Source organism: Mesorhizobium sp. ISC11, from assembly GCF_037162595.1.
Classification (GTDB): Bacteria; Pseudomonadota; Alphaproteobacteria; order Rhizobiales; family Rhizobiaceae; genus Mesorhizobium; species Mesorhizobium ciceri.
This window is the reverse complement of record NZ_JAVSPW010000001.1, coordinates 1,010,818-1,031,301: the sequence shown is the minus strand read 5'-3', so window position 1 is coordinate 1,031,301 and position 20,484 is coordinate 1,010,818. Positions and strand designations below refer to the sequence as shown.

The 20,484-nt window shown below is 62.3% G+C and carries 23 protein-coding genes; 15 read left to right on the top strand and 8 right to left on the bottom strand.

Annotation, left to right across the window (positions count from 1 at the left end; translation table 11 throughout):
* Window positions 1-25 precede the first annotated feature (25 nt).
* Complete coding sequence (locus tag RPF88_RS05185; RefSeq protein ID WP_024501305.1) at window positions 26-433, top strand: DUF1801 domain-containing protein; 408 nt, start codon at window positions 26-28, stop codon at window positions 431-433.
* A 2-nt stretch (window positions 434-435) separates the two neighbouring features.
* Here RPF88_RS05185 and RPF88_RS05180 read toward each other — a convergent pair whose 3' ends face one another.
* The 6 genes from RPF88_RS05180 to RPF88_RS05155 form a co-directional block, all read right to left on the bottom strand.
* Window positions 436-1,614 carry an NAD(P)/FAD-dependent oxidoreductase gene (locus RPF88_RS05180; protein ID WP_337121856.1) on the bottom strand — a complete coding sequence of 393 codons (1,179 nt, stop codon included), beginning with the start codon at window positions 1,612-1,614 and terminating at the stop codon, window positions 436-438.
* Window positions 1,615-1,722: 108 nt separating this feature from the next.
* Entirely contained in the window at window positions 1,723-2,460 is a 738-nt protein-coding gene (locus tag RPF88_RS05175; RefSeq protein ID WP_337121855.1) for a dienelactone hydrolase family protein, read from the bottom strand.
* A gap of 110 nt (window positions 2,461-2,570) precedes the next feature.
* Window positions 2,571-3,869: a CynX/NimT family MFS transporter gene (locus RPF88_RS05170; protein WP_027160500.1), complete on the bottom strand. Its 1,299-nt coding sequence runs from the start codon at window positions 3,867-3,869 to the stop codon at window positions 2,571-2,573.
* Entirely contained in the window at window positions 3,866-4,543 is a 678-nt protein-coding gene (locus RPF88_RS05165; protein ID WP_013531178.1) for a FadR/GntR family transcriptional regulator, read from the bottom strand. The genes RPF88_RS05170 and RPF88_RS05165 overlap by 4 nt, the downstream gene beginning before the upstream one ends.
* A 102-nt stretch (window positions 4,544-4,645) precedes the next feature.
* Window positions 4,646-5,341, bottom strand: coding sequence for a 4Fe-4S dicluster domain-containing protein (locus tag RPF88_RS05160; protein ID WP_337121854.1), 696 nt, complete (start codon window positions 5,339-5,341; stop codon window positions 4,646-4,648).
* 89 nt (window positions 5,342-5,430) lie between these two features.
* Window positions 5,431-7,005: a trimethylamine methyltransferase family protein gene (locus RPF88_RS05155; RefSeq protein ID WP_024501311.1), complete on the bottom strand. Its 1,575-nt coding sequence runs from the start codon at window positions 7,003-7,005 to the stop codon at window positions 5,431-5,433.
* Window positions 7,006-7,278: 273 nt separating this feature from the next.
* Between RPF88_RS05155 and RPF88_RS05150 the strand changes: the two genes are divergently transcribed.
* Complete coding sequence (locus RPF88_RS05150) at window positions 7,279-7,977, top strand: corrinoid protein (RefSeq protein WP_013531175.1); 699 nt, start codon at window positions 7,279-7,281, stop codon at window positions 7,975-7,977.
* Window positions 7,978-8,065: 88 nt separating this feature from the next.
* On the opposite strand, the gene RPF88_RS33295 is transcribed toward RPF88_RS05150, so the two are convergent.
* A complete protein-coding gene (locus RPF88_RS33295; RefSeq protein ID WP_013531174.1) occupies window positions 8,066-8,206 on the bottom strand; it encodes an entericidin A/B family lipoprotein in 141 nt (46 codons plus the stop codon).
* 63 nt (window positions 8,207-8,269) lie between these two features.
* Here RPF88_RS33295 and RPF88_RS05140 point away from each other — a divergent pair, with 63 nt between their 5' ends.
* From RPF88_RS05140 to RPF88_RS05095, 10 genes are all read left to right on the top strand, one after another.
* Window positions 8,270-8,899: a DUF1638 domain-containing protein gene (locus RPF88_RS05140; RefSeq protein ID WP_013531173.1), complete on the top strand. Its 630-nt coding sequence runs from the start codon at window positions 8,270-8,272 to the stop codon at window positions 8,897-8,899.
* Between the two features lie 104 nt (window positions 8,900-9,003).
* The gene (locus tag RPF88_RS05135) at window positions 9,004-9,579 is read left to right on the top strand and encodes a DUF4893 domain-containing protein (protein WP_013531172.1); all 576 of its coding nucleotides are present in this window, start codon (window positions 9,004-9,006) and stop codon (window positions 9,577-9,579) included.
* A gap of 93 nt (window positions 9,580-9,672) precedes the next feature.
* Window positions 9,673-10,455, top strand: coding sequence for a formyl transferase (locus RPF88_RS05130; protein ID WP_337121851.1), 783 nt, complete (start codon window positions 9,673-9,675; stop codon window positions 10,453-10,455).
* Between the two features lie 204 nt (window positions 10,456-10,659).
* Window positions 10,660-10,962, top strand: coding sequence for a virulence factor (locus tag RPF88_RS05125; RefSeq protein WP_013531170.1), 303 nt, complete (start codon window positions 10,660-10,662; stop codon window positions 10,960-10,962).
* Window positions 10,955-11,581 (top strand): methylenetetrahydrofolate reductase C-terminal domain-containing protein, encoded by a 627-nt coding sequence (locus RPF88_RS05120; RefSeq protein WP_013531169.1) that lies wholly within the window; start codon window positions 10,955-10,957, stop codon window positions 11,579-11,581. Before RPF88_RS05125 ends, RPF88_RS05120 begins: the two co-directional genes overlap by 8 nt.
* The gene (locus RPF88_RS05115) at window positions 11,578-12,669 is read left to right on the top strand and encodes a methylenetetrahydrofolate reductase (RefSeq protein WP_013531168.1); all 1,092 of its coding nucleotides are present in this window, start codon (window positions 11,578-11,580) and stop codon (window positions 12,667-12,669) included. The genes RPF88_RS05120 and RPF88_RS05115 overlap by 4 nt, the downstream gene beginning before the upstream one ends.
* Window positions 12,670-12,750: 81 nt before the next feature.
* Complete coding sequence (locus RPF88_RS05110) at window positions 12,751-13,725, top strand: methyltetrahydrofolate cobalamin methyltransferase (protein WP_013531167.1); 975 nt, start codon at window positions 12,751-12,753, stop codon at window positions 13,723-13,725.
* Entirely contained in the window at window positions 13,676-15,829 is a 2,154-nt protein-coding gene (locus tag RPF88_RS05105; RefSeq protein WP_224674841.1) for an ASKHA domain-containing protein, read from the top strand. The genes RPF88_RS05110 and RPF88_RS05105 overlap by 50 nt, the downstream gene beginning before the upstream one ends.
* Before the next feature lie 186 nt (window positions 15,830-16,015).
* Window positions 16,016-16,201, top strand: a complete 186-nt coding sequence (locus RPF88_RS05100; RefSeq protein ID WP_027160508.1) for a hypothetical protein — start codon at window positions 16,016-16,018, stop codon at window positions 16,199-16,201.
* Window positions 16,202-16,433: 232 nt separating this feature from the next.
* Complete coding sequence (locus RPF88_RS05095; RefSeq protein WP_127370350.1) at window positions 16,434-17,381, top strand: alpha/beta hydrolase; 948 nt, start codon at window positions 16,434-16,436, stop codon at window positions 17,379-17,381.
* A gap of 27 nt (window positions 17,382-17,408) precedes the next feature.
* Here the strand turns inward: RPF88_RS05095 and RPF88_RS05090 are convergent, their stop codons facing one another.
* Complete coding sequence (locus RPF88_RS05090; protein WP_013531163.1) at window positions 17,409-18,308, bottom strand: LysR substrate-binding domain-containing protein; 900 nt, start codon at window positions 18,306-18,308, stop codon at window positions 17,409-17,411.
* A 221-nt stretch (window positions 18,309-18,529) separates the two neighbouring features.
* On the opposite strand from RPF88_RS05090, the gene RPF88_RS05085 reads away from it, so the two are divergent.
* The 3 genes from RPF88_RS05085 to RPF88_RS05075 all read left to right on the top strand — a co-directional run bounded on the left by RPF88_RS05085 (window position 18,530) and on the right by RPF88_RS05075 (window position 20,473).
* Window positions 18,530-18,715 carry a hypothetical protein gene (locus RPF88_RS05085; RefSeq protein ID WP_013531162.1) on the top strand — a complete coding sequence of 62 codons (186 nt, stop codon included), beginning with the start codon at window positions 18,530-18,532 and terminating at the stop codon, window positions 18,713-18,715.
* 339 nt (window positions 18,716-19,054) lie between these two features.
* Entirely contained in the window at window positions 19,055-19,189 is a 135-nt protein-coding gene (locus RPF88_RS05080; RefSeq protein WP_013531161.1) for a hypothetical protein, read from the top strand.
* A gap of 345 nt (window positions 19,190-19,534) precedes the next feature.
* Complete coding sequence (locus tag RPF88_RS05075) at window positions 19,535-20,473, top strand: GlxA family transcriptional regulator (protein ID WP_348625597.1); 939 nt, start codon at window positions 19,535-19,537, stop codon at window positions 20,471-20,473.
* Window positions 20,474-20,484 lie beyond the last annotated feature (11 nt).

Genomic DNA, 20,484 nt, shown 5'->3' with positions numbered 1-20,484 from the left:
CGCGTGGACGCACAGGAGACACCAAATGACCCCCTCGCAACAGATCGACCAGCTGATCGCCGGTCTCTCGGACTGGCGCGGCGAGACGCTCGCCGACATCCGCAAGACCATCCTTGCAGCCGACCCGGACATCATCGAGGAGTGGAAGTGGATGGGCAGCCCGGTATGGTGCCTCGACGGCAACATCGTGGTCGGCAACGCCCACAAGGACAAGGTGAAGCTGACCTTTTCCCATGGCGCCAGCCTGCCGGATCCCGACAGGCTGTTCAACAATGGTTTTGGCGGCAAGGTGTGGCGGGCTATCGATGTGTTCAAGGGCGACACGCTCAATGAGAGCGCTTTGAAAGAGCTCGTCCGTGCCGCCATCGATTACAACAAGGCCAAAAAGAAGAAAAAGGCGCCGGCAGCTACTGGGGCGAAGCCACGGAAGTAAGTCTATGCTGCCTGGCCTGCCACCCAGCCCGACGACCATGCCCACTGGAAATTATAACCGCCCAGCCAACCCGTGACATCGACGACTTCGCCGATGAAAAACAGGCCCGGCACGGATTTCGCCTGCATCGTCTTCTGGTCCAGCCCGTTGGTGTCGACCCCGCCCAGTGTCACTTCGGCGGTGCGGTAGCCCTCAGAACCGGCAGGCTTGATGCGCCAGTCATTGACTGCGGCAGCTATGGTTTTGATCTGGGCGTCCGCAAGATCGGCGAGGTTGCCGTCGATGCCGGTTCGTTCGGCGATCGACTGCGCCAGCCGCTTCGGCAGGTGATTTGCCAGCACGGTCTGCACCGCCTGCCGCCCATTACCGCGCTTGGCACTACGAATGAGGTCCGCCACATCAACTCCCGGCAGCATGGCGATGCGGATTTCGTCGCCCTCGCGCCAATAGGACGAGATTTGCAGGATGGATGGTCCGCTGACGCCGCGATGCGTGAACAGCATCGCTTCGGAGAACTGCGTCTTGCCGCAGGCGACTTCCGCGTCGACGGCGTTGCCGGCCAGCGGCGCGAGCCCTTCGAGCGTGTTTGCGTCAAAGGTCAGCGGCACCAGCGCCGGCCGCGTTTCGACGATGGCAAGCCCAAACCGTTCGGCAAGCTCGTAGCCGAAACCGGTCGCCCCCATCTTGGGGATCGACTTGCCGCCGCAGGCCACGACCAGAGACTGGCAGCTAATCGTGCCCGTGGAGAGAGTGAGCACAAACCCCTCCACGATTTTGCGGACATCCTCAACGCTGGTCGACAGCACCAGTTCGGCGCCCTTGTCCTGCATTTCCGAGACCAGCATGTCGATGATCTGGCGTGCGGAGCCGTCGCAGAACAACTGCCCAAGCGTCTTTTCGTGATAGGCGATGCGGTGGCGTTCGACGAGGGCGATGAAATCGCGTTGCGTATAGCGGCTGAGCGCCGAAATGCAGAAATGCGGATTGCCCGACAGAAAATTCTTCGGGCTGGCATGGATGTTGGTGAAATTGCACCGGCCCCCGCCGGAGATGCGGATCTTCTCGCCAGGCGCCGCCGCATGATCGAGGATCAGCACAGAACGGCCGCGCTTGGCCGCCTCCACGGCGCACATCATTCCGGCGGCACCCGCGCCGATGATCACGACATCATAGGATTGCATCAGGCTGTTCGTTCCCGCTCGGCCCACTCATCCGGCGCAGCGCATTTGTGCTGCCTGATACCGCGAACGGGGCGGACAGCCAACAGGCAAGAACAGCCAGGCAAAGGCTCAGATCAGCGTCTCTGCGAACAACGTCGTCAAGCGCTTCCAGTGGCGTTCGGCGCCCGCGGCATTGAAAACGCTGTGATCGGGCACGCACCAGCCATGCGCCATGCCGGCATAGTTCTCGATGACATGATCTACTTCCGCAACCCTGAGCGCCTCGGCCAGCCGCGCCGACTGTTCCGGCGGGAAACTCCTGTCGACGCCGGATGTGCCGACATAGACACGCGCCTTGATCGAGGCTGCCTTGCGATGCGGGCTGTCGGCGGCGTCGCCGGCCAGATTGCCGCCATGGAAGCTTGCGGCCGCTTTTATCCGTTTGGGATAGGTTGCAGCCGCATTCAATGATCGACCGCCGCCCATGCAATAGCCGATGGTGCCGATCGGCCCGGTAATGCCCTCGGCAGCAAGCGCATCGAGGAACGCACCGCTGTCGCTGATGGTCATGTCCTGCGTCGTGCCGGTGACCAGCGCCATCAGCGGGATTTTGGTCTTTTCCTCGGCGAAGGCGGTCTTGGCGTCGAACGGCCCGTAGGGTGCATTGCGGTAGAACAGGTCGGGCACCAGCACCGCATAGCCTTCATTCGCCAGTCGCTCGGCCATACTGTCGAGCGCCGGCCGCGGACCAAAGGCGTCCTGATAGAGAATGACGCCGGCCTTGGCAGGAGATGCGTTTGCCGAGCGGAAAAGCCCGGCATTGGCAACACCATCCCTGGTCTTGATCTGAAGGTCGTGTTTCGTCATCGCTCGCTCCGTTCGACAGATGCGCGATACATATCCGCGCAAGCCTATACGGCAAGGCGCTCCCTGAGCATGGCAGTCAAAATTTCGTGCGGGATTGCGTGACGCTATTGCTAGCCTTCTCGCACCGTCCGCGCACCGACATGCAGCGCGCGGCCGGCACCGAGCCCCATAATGGCTACGCCAAGCCCGAGCGCGACGAACAGGAACGCCGTTCCCGAAAAACTGCCGGTCCAGTCGCGGATCAGGCCCACCAGCAGCGGGCCGAATGCCGCCAGCACATAGCCGACGCCTTGCGCCATGCCTGAAAGATGCGCGGCGACATGCGAATCCGGCGAACGCAGCACGATCAGGCTCATGGCAGCCGCGATCAGGCCGCCCTGCCCGATGCCTTGCAGGATCGCCCAGAACAGCACGGTCGAGGTCGGTGCGAACAGAATGCCGAGCAGCGCGATCACCGCCGTGGCAACGAGCGCCACATTGATGCCGCGCTGGTCTTTCAGCCGCATCGCGAAGGACGGCACGGCGAGGCAGGTGATGACCTGCGCCATGACAGAGACCGAAACCATGGCGCCGGCGGTGGCCGCATCGAAGCCACGCTCGCGCAAGATCGGCGCCAGCCAACCGAAGATGCAATAGGCAAGTGCCGACTGCAGGCCCATGAACAGCGTCACCTGCCAAGCCAGGCGATCGCGCCAGAGACCAACGACGCGAAAGCCCCGATGACTGACCTGCCGACGGCTGCCCAGCGCCTGCGGAATCCAGATCAAAAGCACGACCAGTGTAGGCACCGCCCAGGCAGCAAGTGCCCCGGACCATGAACCGGTGACAAAATGCTCGATCGGCAGTGTGAAGCCGGCGGCGGCCGCCGAGCCGGCACAGAGCGCCATGGTGTAGAGCCCGGTCATGACGGCGGCCCTGTCGGCGAAATCGCGCTTCACCAGGCCTGGCAGCAGCACATTGCCGATGGCAATGGCGCCGCCGGCCAGGAAGGTGGCGACAAACAGCAGGGGAACCGTACCGAACCAGCGCAGGCCGGTTCCCAGCACCAGCAAGGCGAGCGCCCCGAGCAAGGTGCGCTCGGCTCCATAGCGCTGCGCAAGCCTTGGCGCGAAGGGCGCGAACAGGCCGAGGCACAGGACGGGCAGCGTCGTCAGCAGGCTGGCGCCCGTCGTCGACAGCCCGGTTGCCTGCATCACCTCGGGCAACAGCACCGACAGGCTCGAAAACAGCGGCCTCAAGCTGAAGGCGATCAGCACAAGGCTCGCGCCAAGCACGATGCGCGCCGCACGGCTGCGCAGTTCAGGCGGCTGCGGCACGGGCAGGCTGTCGGCCTCGGCATCGATGAGTTCCAGACCCTCGATGGCGGCGGATTGCGCCGTCGGGTCAGGCTGACGAAAACTCTGGTTCATTGCGAAAGCAGTCTTTCAAGTTGGGCAAGCACCGGCGCCATGAAGGCGCGAACGGCGGCAACGGCGCGCTCGGGATTGCTCGCGGCAATGGCGTCGACGATAGCCGCATGCGCCTGGTGGTCCGGTTCGGGCAGATCGCCGTCGATGGTGGCATGGATGGTCTCGGTGATGGCGGCGGTGAAGAAGTCGTAGAGCTCCATCATCGCTTTGTTGCCGGACGCCGCGACAACCGATTTGTGGAAAGCGAGATCGCGCCGGATGAAGGCATCGCTTCCGCCGCCCGCGACGGTGCCGCGTTCGGCAAGCAGTTGCCGCATCGTCTCAAGATCGGCTGGCGTGTGGCGCATGGCGGCGAGCCGTGCCGCCTCCAGGTCGAGCGCCGCCCGCGCCTCCCACTGATCGCGCAGGCCGGTGCGCTTGACCCGGTCGAGCGCGGCAGAGGCATCGACGGTAGAGCGCACATATGTGCCCGAGCCCTGGCGCGTATCCAGCAATCCTTGCGAGACCAGCACCCGCACCGCCTCGCGCACCGTGCCGCGGCTGACCGACAGAAGGTCGGTCAGGGCTGCCTCATTGGGAATGCGCTCGCCGACGCCCCAGCGGCCGCTGACGATCTCCGCACGCAGGCTGCTGGTGGCGCTGTCGGTGAGATTGGTTCTGGTGGCGGGTTGCATAGGCCTATTCATAAGTCATCAGATGACTTGATGAATAGGCCTGCTTCTAGCTGCCGTCAAGATGCTCATCGAAGCCAACGAGCACCATGCAATGGGAACGGATCAGCTGGTGGCCCGTGCGAAGCTCGCCATGTGAAAGGCCTGGACCTCCGGCGGATAGCGGTACCCCGCGCCATAGGGGCACGCATTGCGATCGAGGCAACCGCCGCTGCGGCAGGGTTCGCCATGCGCTCCCCCCACATGCGCCAGGCAGGATTGATAAGCGAATCCTTGCGCGGAATAGGCGTCGACCGGGCAGGATTTCAGGCAGGGTTTCTCGACGCAGCTATCGCAAAGGTGGGGCGCTGCCTCGGCAACTTGAACTGGAATTTCGTCCTCGAACAGCAGCGCACCGCGGTAGGCATGCCATAGCCCGTAGCGCGGATGCATGAGGATGCCGAGCGGCGACGGTTTCAGCCCCTCCGCCCGCATCGCCCATTGCTGGAACGGCAGATAGGGCTTGTCCGACGGAGAAATCGCCCGTGCGCCAAAATCCTGCGCCACGGCGCCGATCACTTCGCGCGACCATGTGTCGAGCGGATTGGCGATTGCCTGTGGCTGTTGCTCCCACCAACGCAGGAAATGCGGCCAGGGTGCCGCGCCCGCCTGCCCCACCAGCAGGACGGCCGCTGCCGGCGCACCCGATGATCCCGTTGGCGGCGCATCGCTTAGCGTAAAATTGAAGCCGCCGCGAAGAACAAGACCGTTGGCGAGAAGCGCCGCAGCAATGCGGTCAACGCTGCCGGCGGGCGTAATCATCCCTTCTTGTCCGGATCGGAGAACGCGCTCCGCCAGACTTCCTTGTGGATGATGTTGGCGACTTTAGCCCCGCCTGACTCGGGCTCCTTTCAAGTGAAGGCGTCGGGCATCGACCCCTTCTTCTTGGCGATGAAGTCCTTCAACGCTTCGTCGATGCTCGGATCGAGATGCGGCGCCTCATAGCTTTCCAGCCAGCGGCGGGCGAGTTCGTTGGCGCGCTGCGGCGCTGTCTTCTCGCCTTCGGCCAGCCACTGCTCGTAGGAATTGTTGTCGGCGATGTTGGAGCGGTAGAAGGCGGTCTGGAAATTGGCCTGGGTGTGGTCGCAGCCGAGATAATGGCTGCCCGGCCCGACCTGGCGGATGGCGTCCATCGCCTGGCCGTTTTCCGACAGGTCGACGCCTTCGGAGAATTTCTGCGTCATGCCGAGCTGGTCGATGTCCATCATGAACTTTTCGTAGCAGGAGGCCAGCCCGCCCTCGAGCCAGCCGGCCGAGTGCAGCACGAAATTGGTGCCGGCCAGGATGGTCGAGTTCAGCGTGTTGGCGCTTTCATAAGCCGCTTGTGCATCCGGAACCTTGGACGCGCAGAGCGAGCCGCCGGTGCGGAACGGCAGGCCGAGACGGCGCGCCAGTTGTGCGGCGCCATAAGACACCAGCGACGGCTCCGGCGTGCCGAAGGTCGGCGCCCCCGACTGCATCGAAATCGACGAGGCGAAGGTACCGAACAGCACCGGCGCGCCGGGACGGATGAGCTGCGTGAACGACGCGCCGGCCAGCACTTCGGCCAGAACCTGCGTCAGCGTGCCGGCAACCGTCACCGGGCTCATCGCGCCGGCGAGGATGAACGGCGTGACGATGCAGGCCTGGTTGTGGCGCGCATAGACCTTCAGCGCACCGAGCATGGTCTCGTCGAACACCATCGGCGAGTTGGCGTTGATCAGGCTGGTCAGCACCGTGTTGTTCTCGACGAAATCGTCGCCGAACACGATCTTGGCCATGGCGACGGTGTCCTCGGCGCGTTCCGGCGCGGTCACCGAGCCCATAAACGGCTTATCGGAATATTTGATGTGGCTGTAGATCATGTCGAGGTGGCGCTTGTTGACCGGCACATCGACCGGCTCGCATACCGTGCCGCCCGAATGGTGGATCGACGGCGCCATATAGGCGAGCTTAACGAAATTCTGGAAATCCTCGATCGTCGCGTAGCGCCTGACACCGTCGAGGTCACGCACGAAGGGCGGGCCATAGACCGGCGCGAACACGGTGGCATTGCCACCGATCTGCACCGAACGCTCGGAATTGCGGGCGTGCTGGGTGTAGACGGACGGTGCGGTCTTGAGCAGCGAACGGCACAGCCCCTTCGGGAAATGCACGCGCTCGCCCTTGACGTCGGCGCCGGCCTCTTTCCACAGTTGCAGCGCTTCTGCATCGTCGCGAAAGATGATGCCGATCTCCTCGAGAACCGTGTCGGTGTTCTTCTCGATCAGCGCCAGGCCTTCCTCGTCCAGCACCTCGTAAACGTTGATCTTGCGCTTGATGTAGGTGAGCTGCGTGCCCGGGCCTCCGCCCGAACGCGCGGCCCGCCGGGCAGCAGCCCCGCCGCTGGCGCCGCGCCCACGTCGCGCGTTTGACGCTTCCTGATCGACTGCCGCGTGTTCGCTCATGGTGTTCTTCCCTGAATCTGTTCTTGTCTGGAATCCATAGCGGCTGCCTCTCGCCGCTTCTTGCCAGATCGTAGCCATGCACCCTATTCGAAACGGCCCGCCAGCGCCAACGCCTGTCGCAAAATCGACAAGAATTCCAAGAGAGTTACGGTCGCTTTCCTTTTGCGGGAAGTCGCAAATCAGCTATGGATACATGCCCTCAGCGGGTTAGGTATGAACGCGAAGATATGTGCCTTGCGACATGGTCGCGATGCCGGCAGGAGCTCGATACAAATGTCCGACGACGAGATCATCCTTTCCGAACTTTCCGACGACGAGTTGGTGCAGCAGATGCACGACGATCTCTATGACGGGCTGAAGGAAGAGATCGAAGAAGGCACCAACATCCTGCTCGAGCGCGGCTGGGCGCCTTACAAGGTGCTGACCGAGGCGCTGGTCGAAGGCATGCGCATCGTCGGCGAGGATTTTCGCGACGGCATCCTGTTCGTGCCGGAAGTGCTGCTTTCCGCCAATGCGATGAAGGCGGGCATGTTCATCCTGCGCCCGCTGCTCGCCGCCACCGGCGCGCCCAAGCAAGGCAAGATGGTCATCGGCACCGTCAAGGGCGACATCCACGATATCGGCAAGAACCTTGTCGGCATGATGATGGAGGGCGCTGGCTTCGACGTCATCGATCTCGGCATCAACAATGCGGTCGAGAAATATCTCGATGCGATCGAACAGCACCAGCCCGACATCATCGGCATGTCGGCCCTGCTGACCACGACCATGCCCTACATGAAGGTCGTCATCGATACGATGAAGGAAAAAGGCATCCGCGACGATTATGTCGTGCTGGTCGGCGGCGCACCGCTGAACGAGGAATTCGGCAAGGCCGTCGGCGCCGATGCCTATTGCCGCGACGCGGCGGTGGCGGTCGAGACCGCCAAGGACTTCATGAAGCGCAAGCACAATGTGCGCGCTTCGGCCTGATTGGCCAATTCGGCCTGGACGACAGGAGAAGCCGCGCCCTTGCAGCGCGGCTTTTTTGTTACCAGATGATGAGGTGGCCGCGTGCGGATCAGGGCTTGGTGACGGTGTCCTCGACCGCCTTGGCCGTCGATTTCACATCCCTGCCGACGCCACGGACGGTGTTCGCGCAGGCCGCAAGGGCCAAGGCGCAGGCCAGGATGGCAATCGGCGTGATGCGCAGCAGTTTCATGGACGGTGTCTCCCTCAACAGATAAATTAGCGCCACAACAACGAAGGCCGCTCGACTGGTTCCATGGCCAAGACGCAAAAAACGAAACCGAATCAAGACGACAGGCTGCTCGTCATCGCCTGCGGGATGATTGCGCGCGAAGTTCTGGCCGTCAAGGAACAGCTCGGGCTGGATCACCTCGACCTGACCTGCCTGCCGGCGGAATTCCATTTCTACCCGGACCGCATCGCACCGGCCATGGACAAGGCGATCGAAAAAGCCAAGACGGAAGGCTACAGCAACATCTTCGTCGGCTATGCCGATTGCGGCACCGGCGGCCTGCTCGACCGCATCTGCGAGAAGCATGGCGTCGAGCGCATGGCCGGCCCGCATTGCTTCGCCTTCTACCAGGGCATGGAGGCCTATGCGAAAGTCGCAGACGACGACATGATGTCGTTCTACATGACCGACTTCCTCTGCCGGCAGTTCGACGCTTTCTTCATGAAACCGCTCGGCCTCGACAAGCACCCGGAGTTGATCAAGGACTATTTCGGCAATTACGAGAAGCTGATCTACCTCGCCCAGACCAACGATCCGGAACTCGACAAGGTCGCCGAAAAAGCCGCCAGAATGCTCGGTCTCGTCTATGAACGCCGCGCCACCGGTTATGGCGACCTGACGGCCGGGATGGCGCAGGCGGCTGCAGGCGCCTGAAGCAATTCTTGCCCCGCGATGACTCAAGGCTAGATGACAGGCCGCCGTGGACGGGTAAGGTGTGCGCCACAAGCAAACAGACTGCCAGCCATGGAAACGCACTGATGACCCCTCGCCTCTTGATAGCTGCACTCGGCCTCCTCTGTTTGGCCCTGCCCGCCCATGCCGACGGCGAGATACAGAAACTCATCACCCCGGCCGACAAGACGCGGCTCGACAAATATGGCGAGACCCGCAAGGCAGCCCTTGCCGAGGCGAAGACAGGCAACCCGGCCGAGGTCAAGCAACTCGATGCCCTGTTGGCAAAGCCGCTGGTGGCCTTTTCCGACAAGGACCTGACCGGCAACTGGCAGTGCCGCACCATCAAGGCCGGCGGACCTTTGCCGCTCGTCATCTATGGCTGGTTCAAGTGCAAGGTGACCGATGACGGTTCCGGCTGGCGGCTGGAGAAGATCAGCGGCTCGCAGCGCACCAGGGGCCGTTTCTTCGACGATGGCGAGAAACGCGCGATCTATCTCGGCTCCTTCTATGTCAACAGCGATCCGGCAAAGCCCTATGGCAGCGGTCCGCAAACCGACCAGGTCGGCTACGCCTTCCGCAACAGCGCCAAGGAATGGCGCATCGAATTTCCGGCGCCCTACTATGAATCGAAGCTCGATATCATCGAATTCAAGCGCTGACCGTGTATCGAACAGCTGATCACCAAGGATTAACCCGGACACCCTAGCATCCCGTCTATTGTCGAGAACGGTTGCTTGGAGGGGGCAAGATCCTTGGCAGCATCAGAATCCAATACGCGTCCGATCGTGGTCGTCACCGGAGGCGGCCAGCATGTCTGGGCTATGATCAATGCGATCGCCGACCGCGTAGGTCCTGTCAGCGTCGTCCTCGAAACGCCTGAATCCAAAAAGCAATTGCTGCGTGGCCGGGCTCGCCGCCAAGGCTGGATTTCCGCCATCGGCCAGCTTGGTACGATGATACTGAGTAGGTTGGGCAAGCGATTCCTGGCCGGCCATAGCGCGCGACTGATTGCCGAGGAGAAGCTGGAGGTTGAGCCGCGACCAGGCCAGGAGATCATCCAGGTAGCCTCGGCCAATGGGCTTGAGTGCCTGCAGGCGATCCAGAAGATCCGGCCAGGCGTTGTGCTGCTCAACGGTTGCCGACTAATCTCGGCTGAGATGCTGAGCAAAATGCCCTGCCCGGTGCTCAACTACCATGCGGGCATCACGCCGAAATATCGCGGCATGAATGGCGGCTATTGGGCTCTGGTATCAGGCGATGCGGAGAATTTCGGCACGACTGTCCACCTCGTCGACGCTGGCGTCGACACTGGTGGCGTGCTGAAGCAGGCGCGCGGCAGATCGAAAAAAGGCGACACCATCTCAAGTCACGCGCTACGCCAGACGGCGTTCTCGCGCGACATCTGCGTCGAGGCTGTCAGCGATGCACTGGCTGGAAAACTCACGACGATCGATCCCGGCCTGCCTTCGAAACTCTGGTATCATCCGACGATCTGGTTCTACGTCTGGACGGGCCTCAGAACTGGCATCTGGTAGCACGTTTTTCGTCCTGGACGGCATACTGCGCGCCAGCGTTTCCGACGCGCTGGACCGGGCGCCGGCACACGCCGCAAACGAATAAACCCACCTTTCATTTTACGACATCGATATGCGTCGCTTTTGAATGCGCGCGCGTCGTCCCATAACAAGCGGCACCACTGCGCTTGCGGCAATGCTCGATAGTTCGAGGAGTGAGAATTCATGGCCGATCTGATCGTCGTCTACTGGCGCGACATCCCTGCCCAGGTGATCGTCAAGAAGGGCCGGCAGAACGCCAAGCGCGAACTGCCGCTGCGCTTTACCGAGGCGATCGACATGTGCGCCATGCGCACCGGCGCCGGCGGTACAGACGACTATCTGGCCGAATGGCGCAAAGCCGATCCCATTCCGGTCGGCGACGACCTCGAAGCCGAAGTCGAGAAGGCATTCAACGACATCGACACGAGATATGACCGCGAGCGGCTGGTCGCTCTGGTCAAGGCGGGCGGCAAAGAAAATGTCTGAAACCATTCCTGCCAAGGAGAGGCCGGCTGTTACCCAGGCCACTCTGGTCAAGAAGGCAGCGCCGAAATCCGACTACAAGCCGGCCGACGTATCGCCGCAGCGGCGCGTGCAGCGTTCCTTCGCGGTCAGATTATGGTCGGTGCGGCACTCGCGATTACTCGAATGGTTCTACGCCAAATTCGCCGACATGTTCCTGCTCCTCCATCCCTTATGGAAAGGCATAGGCTATGGCCGTGTCGAAGGGCCGATCAAATTTGTCGAGAAGCGCGTCAAGGGCTTCATGTTCGACTGCCGCATGTGCGGCCAGTGCATCTTGTCCTCGACAGGCATGTCTTGCCCGATGAACTGCCCCAAGCAATTGCGCAACGGCCCTTGCGGCGGTGTCCGCGCCAACGGCAATTGCGAGGTCGAGCCCGATATGCCCTGCGTCTGGGTCAAGGCCTGGGAAGGCTCGCAGAACATGGTGCACAGCGACAGGATCCTGACCGTGCAGAAGCCGGTCGACCAGTCGCTGCGTGAAACCTCGGCCTGGCTGCGGGTGACCGCTCAGGCGGCCACCGCGCGCGAAGCCGCCGCTGCCGCCAAGAATGAGGCGGCCAGCACCGGGGCGTCGGCATGATCGGCCGCCAGCGCGACGAAAACCCGGCCGGCATCCACCTGCCGCTCGAACCCCTGCCCGGCCACACTTCGCGCGGTCGGCTGGAGCGCGTACTGCGGCGCGGCGAGTTCGCTGTGACGACGGAGCTCAACCCGCCCGACAGCGCCGATCCGGAAGACGTCTACAACAGGGCGAAAATCTTCGACGGCTGGGTCGACGCCATCAACGCCGTCGATGCATCGGGCGCCAACTGCCACATGTCCTCGGTCGGCATCTGCGCACTTTTGACCCGCATGGGCTATGCGCCGATCATGCAGATCGCCTGCCGCGACAAGAACCGCATCGCCATCCAGGGCGACGTACTGGGCGGGGCTGCGATGGGCGTCGCCAACATGCTGTGCCTGACAGGTGACGGCGTGCAGGCCGGAGACCAGCCCGGCGCCAAGCCGGTGTTCGATCTCGACTGCATGTCGCTCCTGGAAACCTGCCGCATCATGCGCGACAACGGCAAGTTCCTGTCCGGCCGCAAGCTGACGACGCCGCCGCAGCTTTTCCTGGGTGCTGCGATCAATCCGTTCGCGCCGCCGATCGACTTCCGCCCGCACCGGCTGGGCAAGAAGATCGCCGCCGGCGCGCAATTCGTACAGAGCCAGTATTGCTTCGACGTGCCCATGTTCCGCACCTACATGCAAAAGGTGCGCGACCTCGGCTATACCGAAAAATGCTTCATCCTGGTTGGCGTCGGGCCGCTCGCCTCGGCCAAGACGGCCAAGTGGATCCGCTCGAACGTGCCGGGCATCCATATTCCCGATTCTGTCATCAAGCGACTGGAAGGCGCCCAGGACCAGAAGAAGGAGGGCAAGCAGCTCTGCATCGACATCATCAACGAGGTGAAGGAAATATCAGGTGTTTCCGGCGTTCACGTGATGGCCTACCGACAGGAAGAATATGTTGCCGAGATCGTCGATGAATCGGGCGTGCTGAAGGGCCGCCAGCCATGGAAACGTGAGATCCGCCGCGACGATCAGCTTGTCGCCGACCGGCTCGACAGCATCTTGCACGACGACATTACCGAAACGCAGGTGGACATGGTGAAGACCGCGCACTGACGGCGCGGACGGTCACCCATTCGCTTGAACGAAACCAGACAACGATATAAAGAAATCTTTATATCACGGCGGAGAGAATTTATGACCCGTACCATCGTCGCTTCGGCGACACGAGAAATCATCATCGGCTTCGACCAGCCGTTCTGCGTGATCGGCGAACGCATCAACCCGACCGGCCGCAAGAAGCTGGCCGCCGAGATGATCGCGGGCAATTTCGAGACCGTCATCAGGGACGCATTGGAGCAGGCAGCCTGTGGCGCCACCATGCTCGACGTCAACGCCGGCGTCACCTCGGTCAATCCGAACGAGACCGAACCCGGCCTCTTGGTGCAGACGCTGGAGATCGTGCAAGGGCTGGTCGACCTGCCGCTGTCGATCGACAGTTCCGTCACCGCCGCGATCGAAGCCGCACTCAAGGTTGCCAAGGGCCGCCCGCTGGTCAACTCCGTCACCGGCGAGGAAGAAAAGCTCGAAGCCATCCTGCCGCTGGTCAAGAAGTACAACGTGCCGGTCGTCGCCATCTCCAACGACGAAACCGGCATTTCGATGGACCCGGACGTGCGTTTCGCCGTCGCCAAGAAGATCGTCGAGCGCTGCGCCGATTTCGGCATTCCGGCGCATGACGTCGTCGTCGACCCGCTGGTGATGCCGATCGGCGCGCTGGGCGATGCCGGCCGCCAGGTCTTCGCGCTGCTGCGTCGTCTGCGTGAAGAACTCAAGGTCAACACCACCTGCGGCCTGTCCAACATCTCTTTCGGCCTGCCGCATCGCCACGGCATCAACGCCGCCTTCATCCCGATGGTGATCGGCGCCGGCATGACCTCGGCCATCATGAACCCGGTGCGGCCGCAGGAAATGGAAGCCGTGCGCGGCGCCAATGTGCTGAACGGCACCGACGAGAACTGCACCAACTGGATCCGCACCTACAAGGATTACAAGCCGGCCGAAGGCGGCCAGGCGGTCGCCGCCCCGACTCAGGTCAATGCGCCGGGCGACGGCGCCGGCAATGGCGGCCGCCGCCGTGGCGGTCGTGAGGCCCGGATGGGCCGAGGATAAGCGCGCAATCGTGAATTCACCTGCAAACATCACCGACCCGCTCGTGCTGTTCATGCCGTCGGGCAAGCGCGGGCGGTTTCCTGTCGGCACCCCGGTGCTCGATGCCGCGCGCCAGCTCGGCGTCTATGTCGAAAGTGTGTGCGGCGGACGCGCCACTTGCGGGCGTTGCCAGATCGAAGTGCAGGAAGGCAATTTCGCCAAGCACAAGATCACCTCCTCCAACGACCACATCACGCCCAAGGGCGCCAAGGAAGAGCGCTATGAGCGCGTCCGCGGCCTACCCGAACGGCGTCGCCTCTCCTGCTCGGCACAAATCCTCGGCGACCTCGTCATCGACGTGCCGCAGGATACGGTCATCAACGCGCAGACCATCCGCAAGGATGCCGACACCAGGGTCATCGCCCGCGATGCGGCGATCCGCATGTGCTATGTCGAGATCGAAGAACCCGACATGCACAAGCCGCTTGGTGATCTCGACCGGCTGAAGATCGCGCTGATGCACGATTGGGGTTTGAAAAGCCTCGATTTCGATTTTTATCTGCTGCCGCAGGTGCAAGGCATCCTGCGCAAGGGCAACTGGACCGCGACCGCCGCCATCTACAAGGATGCCGACTCTGAGACAGCGCGCGTCGTAGCACTTTGGCCCGGCCTCAAGAACGAAGCCTATGGGCTGGCCTGCGATATCGGCTCGACCACCATCGCCATGCATCTCGTGTCGCTGCTGTCGGGCCGCGTCGCCGCCTCGTCGGGCACCTCGAACCCGCAGATCCGCTTCGGCGAGGATCTGATGAGCCGCGTCTCCTATGTGATGATGAACCCGGACGGCCGCGAGGGCATGACGGTCGCCGTGCGTGAGGCCATCTCGGGTCTCGTCGACAAGGTCTGCGCCGAAGGCAATGTCCAGCGCAACGACATCCTGGACAGCGTCTTCGTCGGCAATCCGATCATGCACCATCTGTTCCTCGGCATCGATCCGACCGAGCTTGGCGGTGCCCCCTTCGCGCTCGCCGTTTCGGGCGCGGTGCACATCAAGGCATCAGACATCGGCCTCAAGCTCAACCAGGGCGCCAGGCTCTATATGCTGCCTTGCATCGCCGGCCATGTCGGTGCGGATGCGGCGGCGGTGACGCTGTCGGAAGGCCCGCATCGCCAGGACGAGATGATGCTGATCGTCGATGTCGGCACCAATGCCGAGATCGTGCTCGGCAATCGCCAGCGGGTGGTTGCGGCCTCCTCGCCCACCGGCCCTGCCTTCGAGGGCGCCGAAATCTCCGGCGGCCAGCGAGCAGCGCCCGGCGCCATCGAGCGCGTGCGCATCGATCCCGATACGCTTGAACCAAAATACCGCGTCATCGGCTCTGAACTGTGGTCCGACGAGCCGGGCTTCCTGGAAAGCGTCCAGGCGACCGGCGTCACCGGCATCTGCGGCTCCGGCATCATCGAAGTGGTGGCGGAGATGTATCTCGCCGGCATCATTTCCGAGGACGGCGTCATCGACGGCGGGCTTTCGGCGCGCTCGCCACGCGTTACGGCCAACGGCCGCACCTTCTCCTATGTGCTGAAGGACGGCTCCGCCGCATTGACGGAAGATGGGCCGAAGATCACCATCACCCAGACCGATGTGCGCGCCATCCAGCTTGCCAAGGCAGCGCTTTATGCCGGCACCAAGCTGTTGATGGAAAAGCAGAACACCGAGCATGTCGACCGCATTCATTTCGCCGGCGCCTTCGGCTCCTTCATCGATCCGAAATACGCCATGGTGCTGGGCCTGATCCCGGATTGCGACCTCGACAAGGTCTCGGCGGTCGGCAACGCCGCCGGTGCCGGCGCGCGCATGGCGCTGCTCAATCGCGGCTACCGCCGCGAGATCGAGGACACGGTCAGCAAGATCGAGAAGATCGAGACGGCGCTGGAACCGAAATTCCAGGAGCATTTCGTCTACGCCATGGCGCTGCCCAACAAGGTCGATCCGTTCCCGAAACTGTCGGCAGCGGTGAAACTGCCGCCGCGCAAGACGGTCAGCGAGGATGGCGTTGCCGGCGACGCCGCTCCGCGCCGGCGTTCGCGCGAAGGCCACGAGGGGCGGAGGCGTGGAAGGGAATAAGCGGCCCGCCCCCGCCAACACCTTTCGAAACTCATTTGCATGCAAATGTTTCCGGATCGTCTGATCCGGAAACCAAAACGCTGTTTTCGTGAAATTCGCCAGATACATGGCAGGCGCATTCAACCGGCATCGAACGGCAGGCAGGAAATATCTTTCAGCCGCTGCAACGCTCCAGGGGAGACAACGATGTCAATGCTCGAAAGCCTGAGCCGCTATGGCACCGCCATCAGACAAGCCCATGACCGCAGCAAGGCGCGGCGCCTGCTGAACAGCCTGCCGCCCGAAATCCAGAAGGACATCGGCTGGCCGGTGTCGCCGCGATCCAGTGAAAGGGCATCCCTCAGCAACGCTATCTGGAGCGCCGCGCGCTGATGACCTTCGCCGACAAATGCAAATTGCTCGGCATGCGCCGGGGACCTCGCATGTCCCCGGCGACCACCAGCAACCGGCTGCGAGCCGCACTTTTACCGCGTCGCTGACCACTGCGGCGCGGATCAAACCGCCGTGTAGACGCGGGCGCAAATCTTGACATTTTCAGCCACGGCACAATCTTTCGATTTAGGGGGTTCTCCTAGTCGGCTTTGGCCGAAGTTCGTGTATTCGCATGCCAAGTTTGAAAAGCCATGTCGTGTCTTTTGTCTTGCGGCACAGCCGTAAGCAGGCATTTGCCAGTCCGGAAAATCTGCAGCGCTGGATCGCGGCCGCGCGCAAGACCGAGAACCACCGGCCGCCCGCCTCGCTACACCAGCGTCTCGACATCGAGATGCATACGGTCGATGGCTTCCCCGTATACGAAATCCCACCCAAGTCCGGCGAACAGAAGCGGATTCTCTACTTGCACGGCGGCGCCTATGTCTTTGAAATCACGCCCTATCATTGGCACCTGATTGCCGACATGGCGGATCGGTTGGGCTACGCAATCACGGTGCCAATCTATCCAATCGCCCCCGAACATGATTTCCACGCCATGTTCGGAATGGTTGGCGATGTTTACCGGCAGATGCTCGCCGAGACGGAGGCCGAGGACATCGTCTTCATGGGCGATTCCGCCGGCGGCAACATGGCTGTGGTGCTGACCATGATGGCCGCCGAAGAAGGACTGTCCCTGCCGTCACGACATGTGCTCATTTCGCCGGGTCTCGACGTGTCGCTCACCAATCCCGCAGTGTTCGAGGCGGAACGCAACGACCCTTGGCTGGGCATAGCTGGCGGACGAGAGGCGATTCGTCTGTACAGTGCCGGCATCGATCCCAGCGACTGGCATATCAGCCCGGTCTATGGAGATCTGTCAGTGCTGCCAAGAACACTGCTTTTGACTGGCTCGCGCGATCTTTTGACGCCCGACAATCTGATCTTCGCGGAAAAAGCCCGCGCCGCCGGCGTTGAAATCGATCTTGTCTATGAGGAAGGCATGTTCCACGTCTGGCCGCTGATCGACATGCCGGAGGCCCGGCGCGCCCGCGAGCGCATCGTCGAATTTCTCGGGGAGAGCCGGATCGTGCAAGACACGAGAGTAAGGCCTGAACAGCGCCCCGCCGAAGCGGCGGAGTAGCTCTATATTGTCGTCCTTACCAGCCGGTCAGAACTTGCCGGTTTCCCGGAACACTTCGAAGGTCGCGCGGATGTGGTCGGCGACGGCCTTGACCGGCGCGCTGGCGTCCGGCGCCACCACCATCGCCAGATTGTAGGTGCCGATGTCGGGCATGCCGTCCTTCGGGCAGAGTTCGACCATGTCGTTGCCGAGAAACGACTTCGGCAGCGGCGCCACGGCGAGATCGGACATGATCGCGGCGCGTTGGCCGGCCGTGTGCGCGCTCATATAGGCGATGCGGTAGTTGCGGCCCTCGCGGCCAAGCGCATCGAGCGCTCCGGCGCGCCAGGCGCAGCCCTCTTCCCAAAGCGACACCGGCAAGGGCTCGCGCAGATGCGCGCAGCCACCCTTGGCGCCGGCCCAGACAATCGGCTCGGTCAGCAGCACCTCGGCGCCGAGCGCGCTGGTCTTGTAGGAATTGGTCAGCAGCGTGATGTCGAGCGCCCGGTCGTCCATGCGCCGGCGCAGATTGCTACTCTGGTCGATGGTGACGTCGACGGCGATCGACGGATGCGACTGCGCGAAACGCTTCAGCACATGCGGCAGCACGCGCTCGCCGTAATCGTCCGGCGAACCAAGCCGCACGACACCGACAATCTCGGGAATGATGAACTTCGACACCACCTCCCGGTTGATCGACAGCAGCCGGCGGGCATAGCCGAGCAGCATCTCGCCGTCCGTGGTCAGCGACACCGAGCGGGCGTCGCGCGCGAACACGGAGCGGCCGAGAATGTCCTCCAGCTTCTTGATCTGCATGGAGACGGCCGACGGCGTGCGAAAGACGGCATTGGCGGCGGTGGTGAAGCTGCCGGTCTCGGCAATCGCCACGAAAGTGCGCAAAACGTCGAGATCGAGCAGTGGCAGCGGATGATTGAGCGGGGCGTTCATGGCAACCGACCTTCAATTTTTCTGATACAAAACATCATTCCATTTCGTTTGATTGAACATCAGATTGGGAGGATAGTCAACTCCATCGAATGAGGCAGCTGCCACAAGCAGCCATGAAACGACCCCGACACAGACCTGCATTCGACACGAAATGAAGTTGAAACAAACCCGACGTAACCAACGCGCTGTCTGGCACCCGCCAGCCACCAAAGGAGAAAGAAATGTCTATTCTGTCGTCTCTTGGTCGCATCGCGACCGAATTCAGCGCGGCACGCGCCCGCTACCAGACCGAGCGCGCCATCCGTTCCTTGCCGATCGAACTGCAGAAGGATATCGGCTGGCCTGAGGCTTCCGACACCAAGACCGGTACTCGCAATGGCATCGGATCCTGGGCTGGAGCAAAGTAGATCGTGTGTACTATGTGCTGAAGGCCTGCCGCGCGAACCGCCCGGCAGGCCTTCTTTATTTTAATTGTATACAAATGAGTTTTGGAGCCATGTCGCCAACGCATGACGCATATGAGAAAGCCGCATAGCAGCTCCTGTTTTCACTTAATGCCTTGTAAATGATCGTAAATTTTGGGCACCTTGCCCAAATCTGTCGCAATCGATGTCGCATTTCATATCAAGCGGTTCGCTTTTGCGATTTAGTTTCTGCTTACACAAGCCTATATCAGCGCCAGCAAACGAGCTGCCCCACTCCATCAAGCGAAGGCGACCCGTCTGAGCAACCGAATGGAGATGATTATGAAGCTTTTTGCCCGCCTCTTTGCCCGCCGCGAAATGAACCTGACCACCGCTCTCGAGCGTCAGCGTCTCGCCAACACCATGCCCGGCCAGACTGGCGCCATGAATGCGGCGCGCCTCGGCTTCGTCGCCTGAAGATTTTCCAGGCAGCGCATCCCTGCCGCTGCTTTAAAACTGCAACGCCGCCTGGCTCCAGCCAGAGCGGCGTTTTTGTTCTGCGCACAGGCTGTACGCTGCCTGTCCCTTGAACAGTTCGTGCCACTTCCGGGCCCCGCTGCACGCCGATTGCCCATTTGCGACCCATGTCGCAAATTTAATCTTGTCGTAGCGGCGTAGCCGATTGACAGACATGGTTTTTCCTGATGTCGCTATGCTATTCGCGACATCCTGTTCGCGCCATGGCTGTGTGAGGTTCCCTTGAACGCCGTAAAGCATCCGATCAAGCGGTCGTTTGTATTCTTCCTTATTCCCGATTTCACCATGATCGCCTTTGCGACCGCGCTCGACCCGCTGCGCTCGGCCAATCGCATGCTCGGCTACGAGGCCTATCGCTGGCGCCTCGCCAGCATCGACGGCAAGCCGGTGCGCGCCTCGAACGGAGTCGAATGCGCGGTCAACACGTCGCTCGAGGATGAACGCAAGAAGATGGCAGGCCCCGATCGGCCGAACATGGCCATCGTCTGCAGCGGCATCAATGTCGAGCGCTACCAAAACAAGTCCGCCTTCGCCTGGCTGCGCGAGGAATACAATCGCGGCGTCGCCGTTGGTGGCCTGTGCACCGGCGCGCATATCCTCGCCGCCGCCGGCCTGTTGTCCAACAAGCGCTGTGCCATCCACTGGGAGAACCTGCCGGGCTTTTCCGAGGCGTTCCCGAAGGCCAATGTCTTTGCCGACCTCTTCGAGATCGACCAGAACATCTACACCTGCGCCGGTGGCACTGCCGCACTCGACATGATGCTGAAGCTGATCGGCGACGACTTTGACGAGAACCTCGTCAACCGCGTCTGCGAGCAGGTGCTGACCGACCGCGTGCGCAGCCCCACCGACCGCCAGCGCCTGCCGCTGCGCGCCCGCCTCGGCGTCCAGAACTCGAAAGTGCTGACCATCATCGAGTTGATGGAAGGCAATCTGTCGGAGCCGCTGTCACTGATCGAGATCGCCGATCACGTCGACCTGTCGCGCCGCCAGATCGAGCGGCTGTTCCGCACCGAGATGGGGCGCTCCCCCGCCCGCTATTATCTCGAAATCCGGCTCGACCGCGCTCGGCACCTGCTGATCCAGTCGTCGATGCCAGTGGTCGAGGTGGCGGTCGCCTGCGGCTTCGTCTCGGCCTCGCATTTCTCCAAATGCTACCGCGAACTCTACGCCCGCTCGCCGCAGCAGGAGCGCGTCGACCGCAAGCAGCTGCTGGCCGCCTGAGCAGAGGTGTC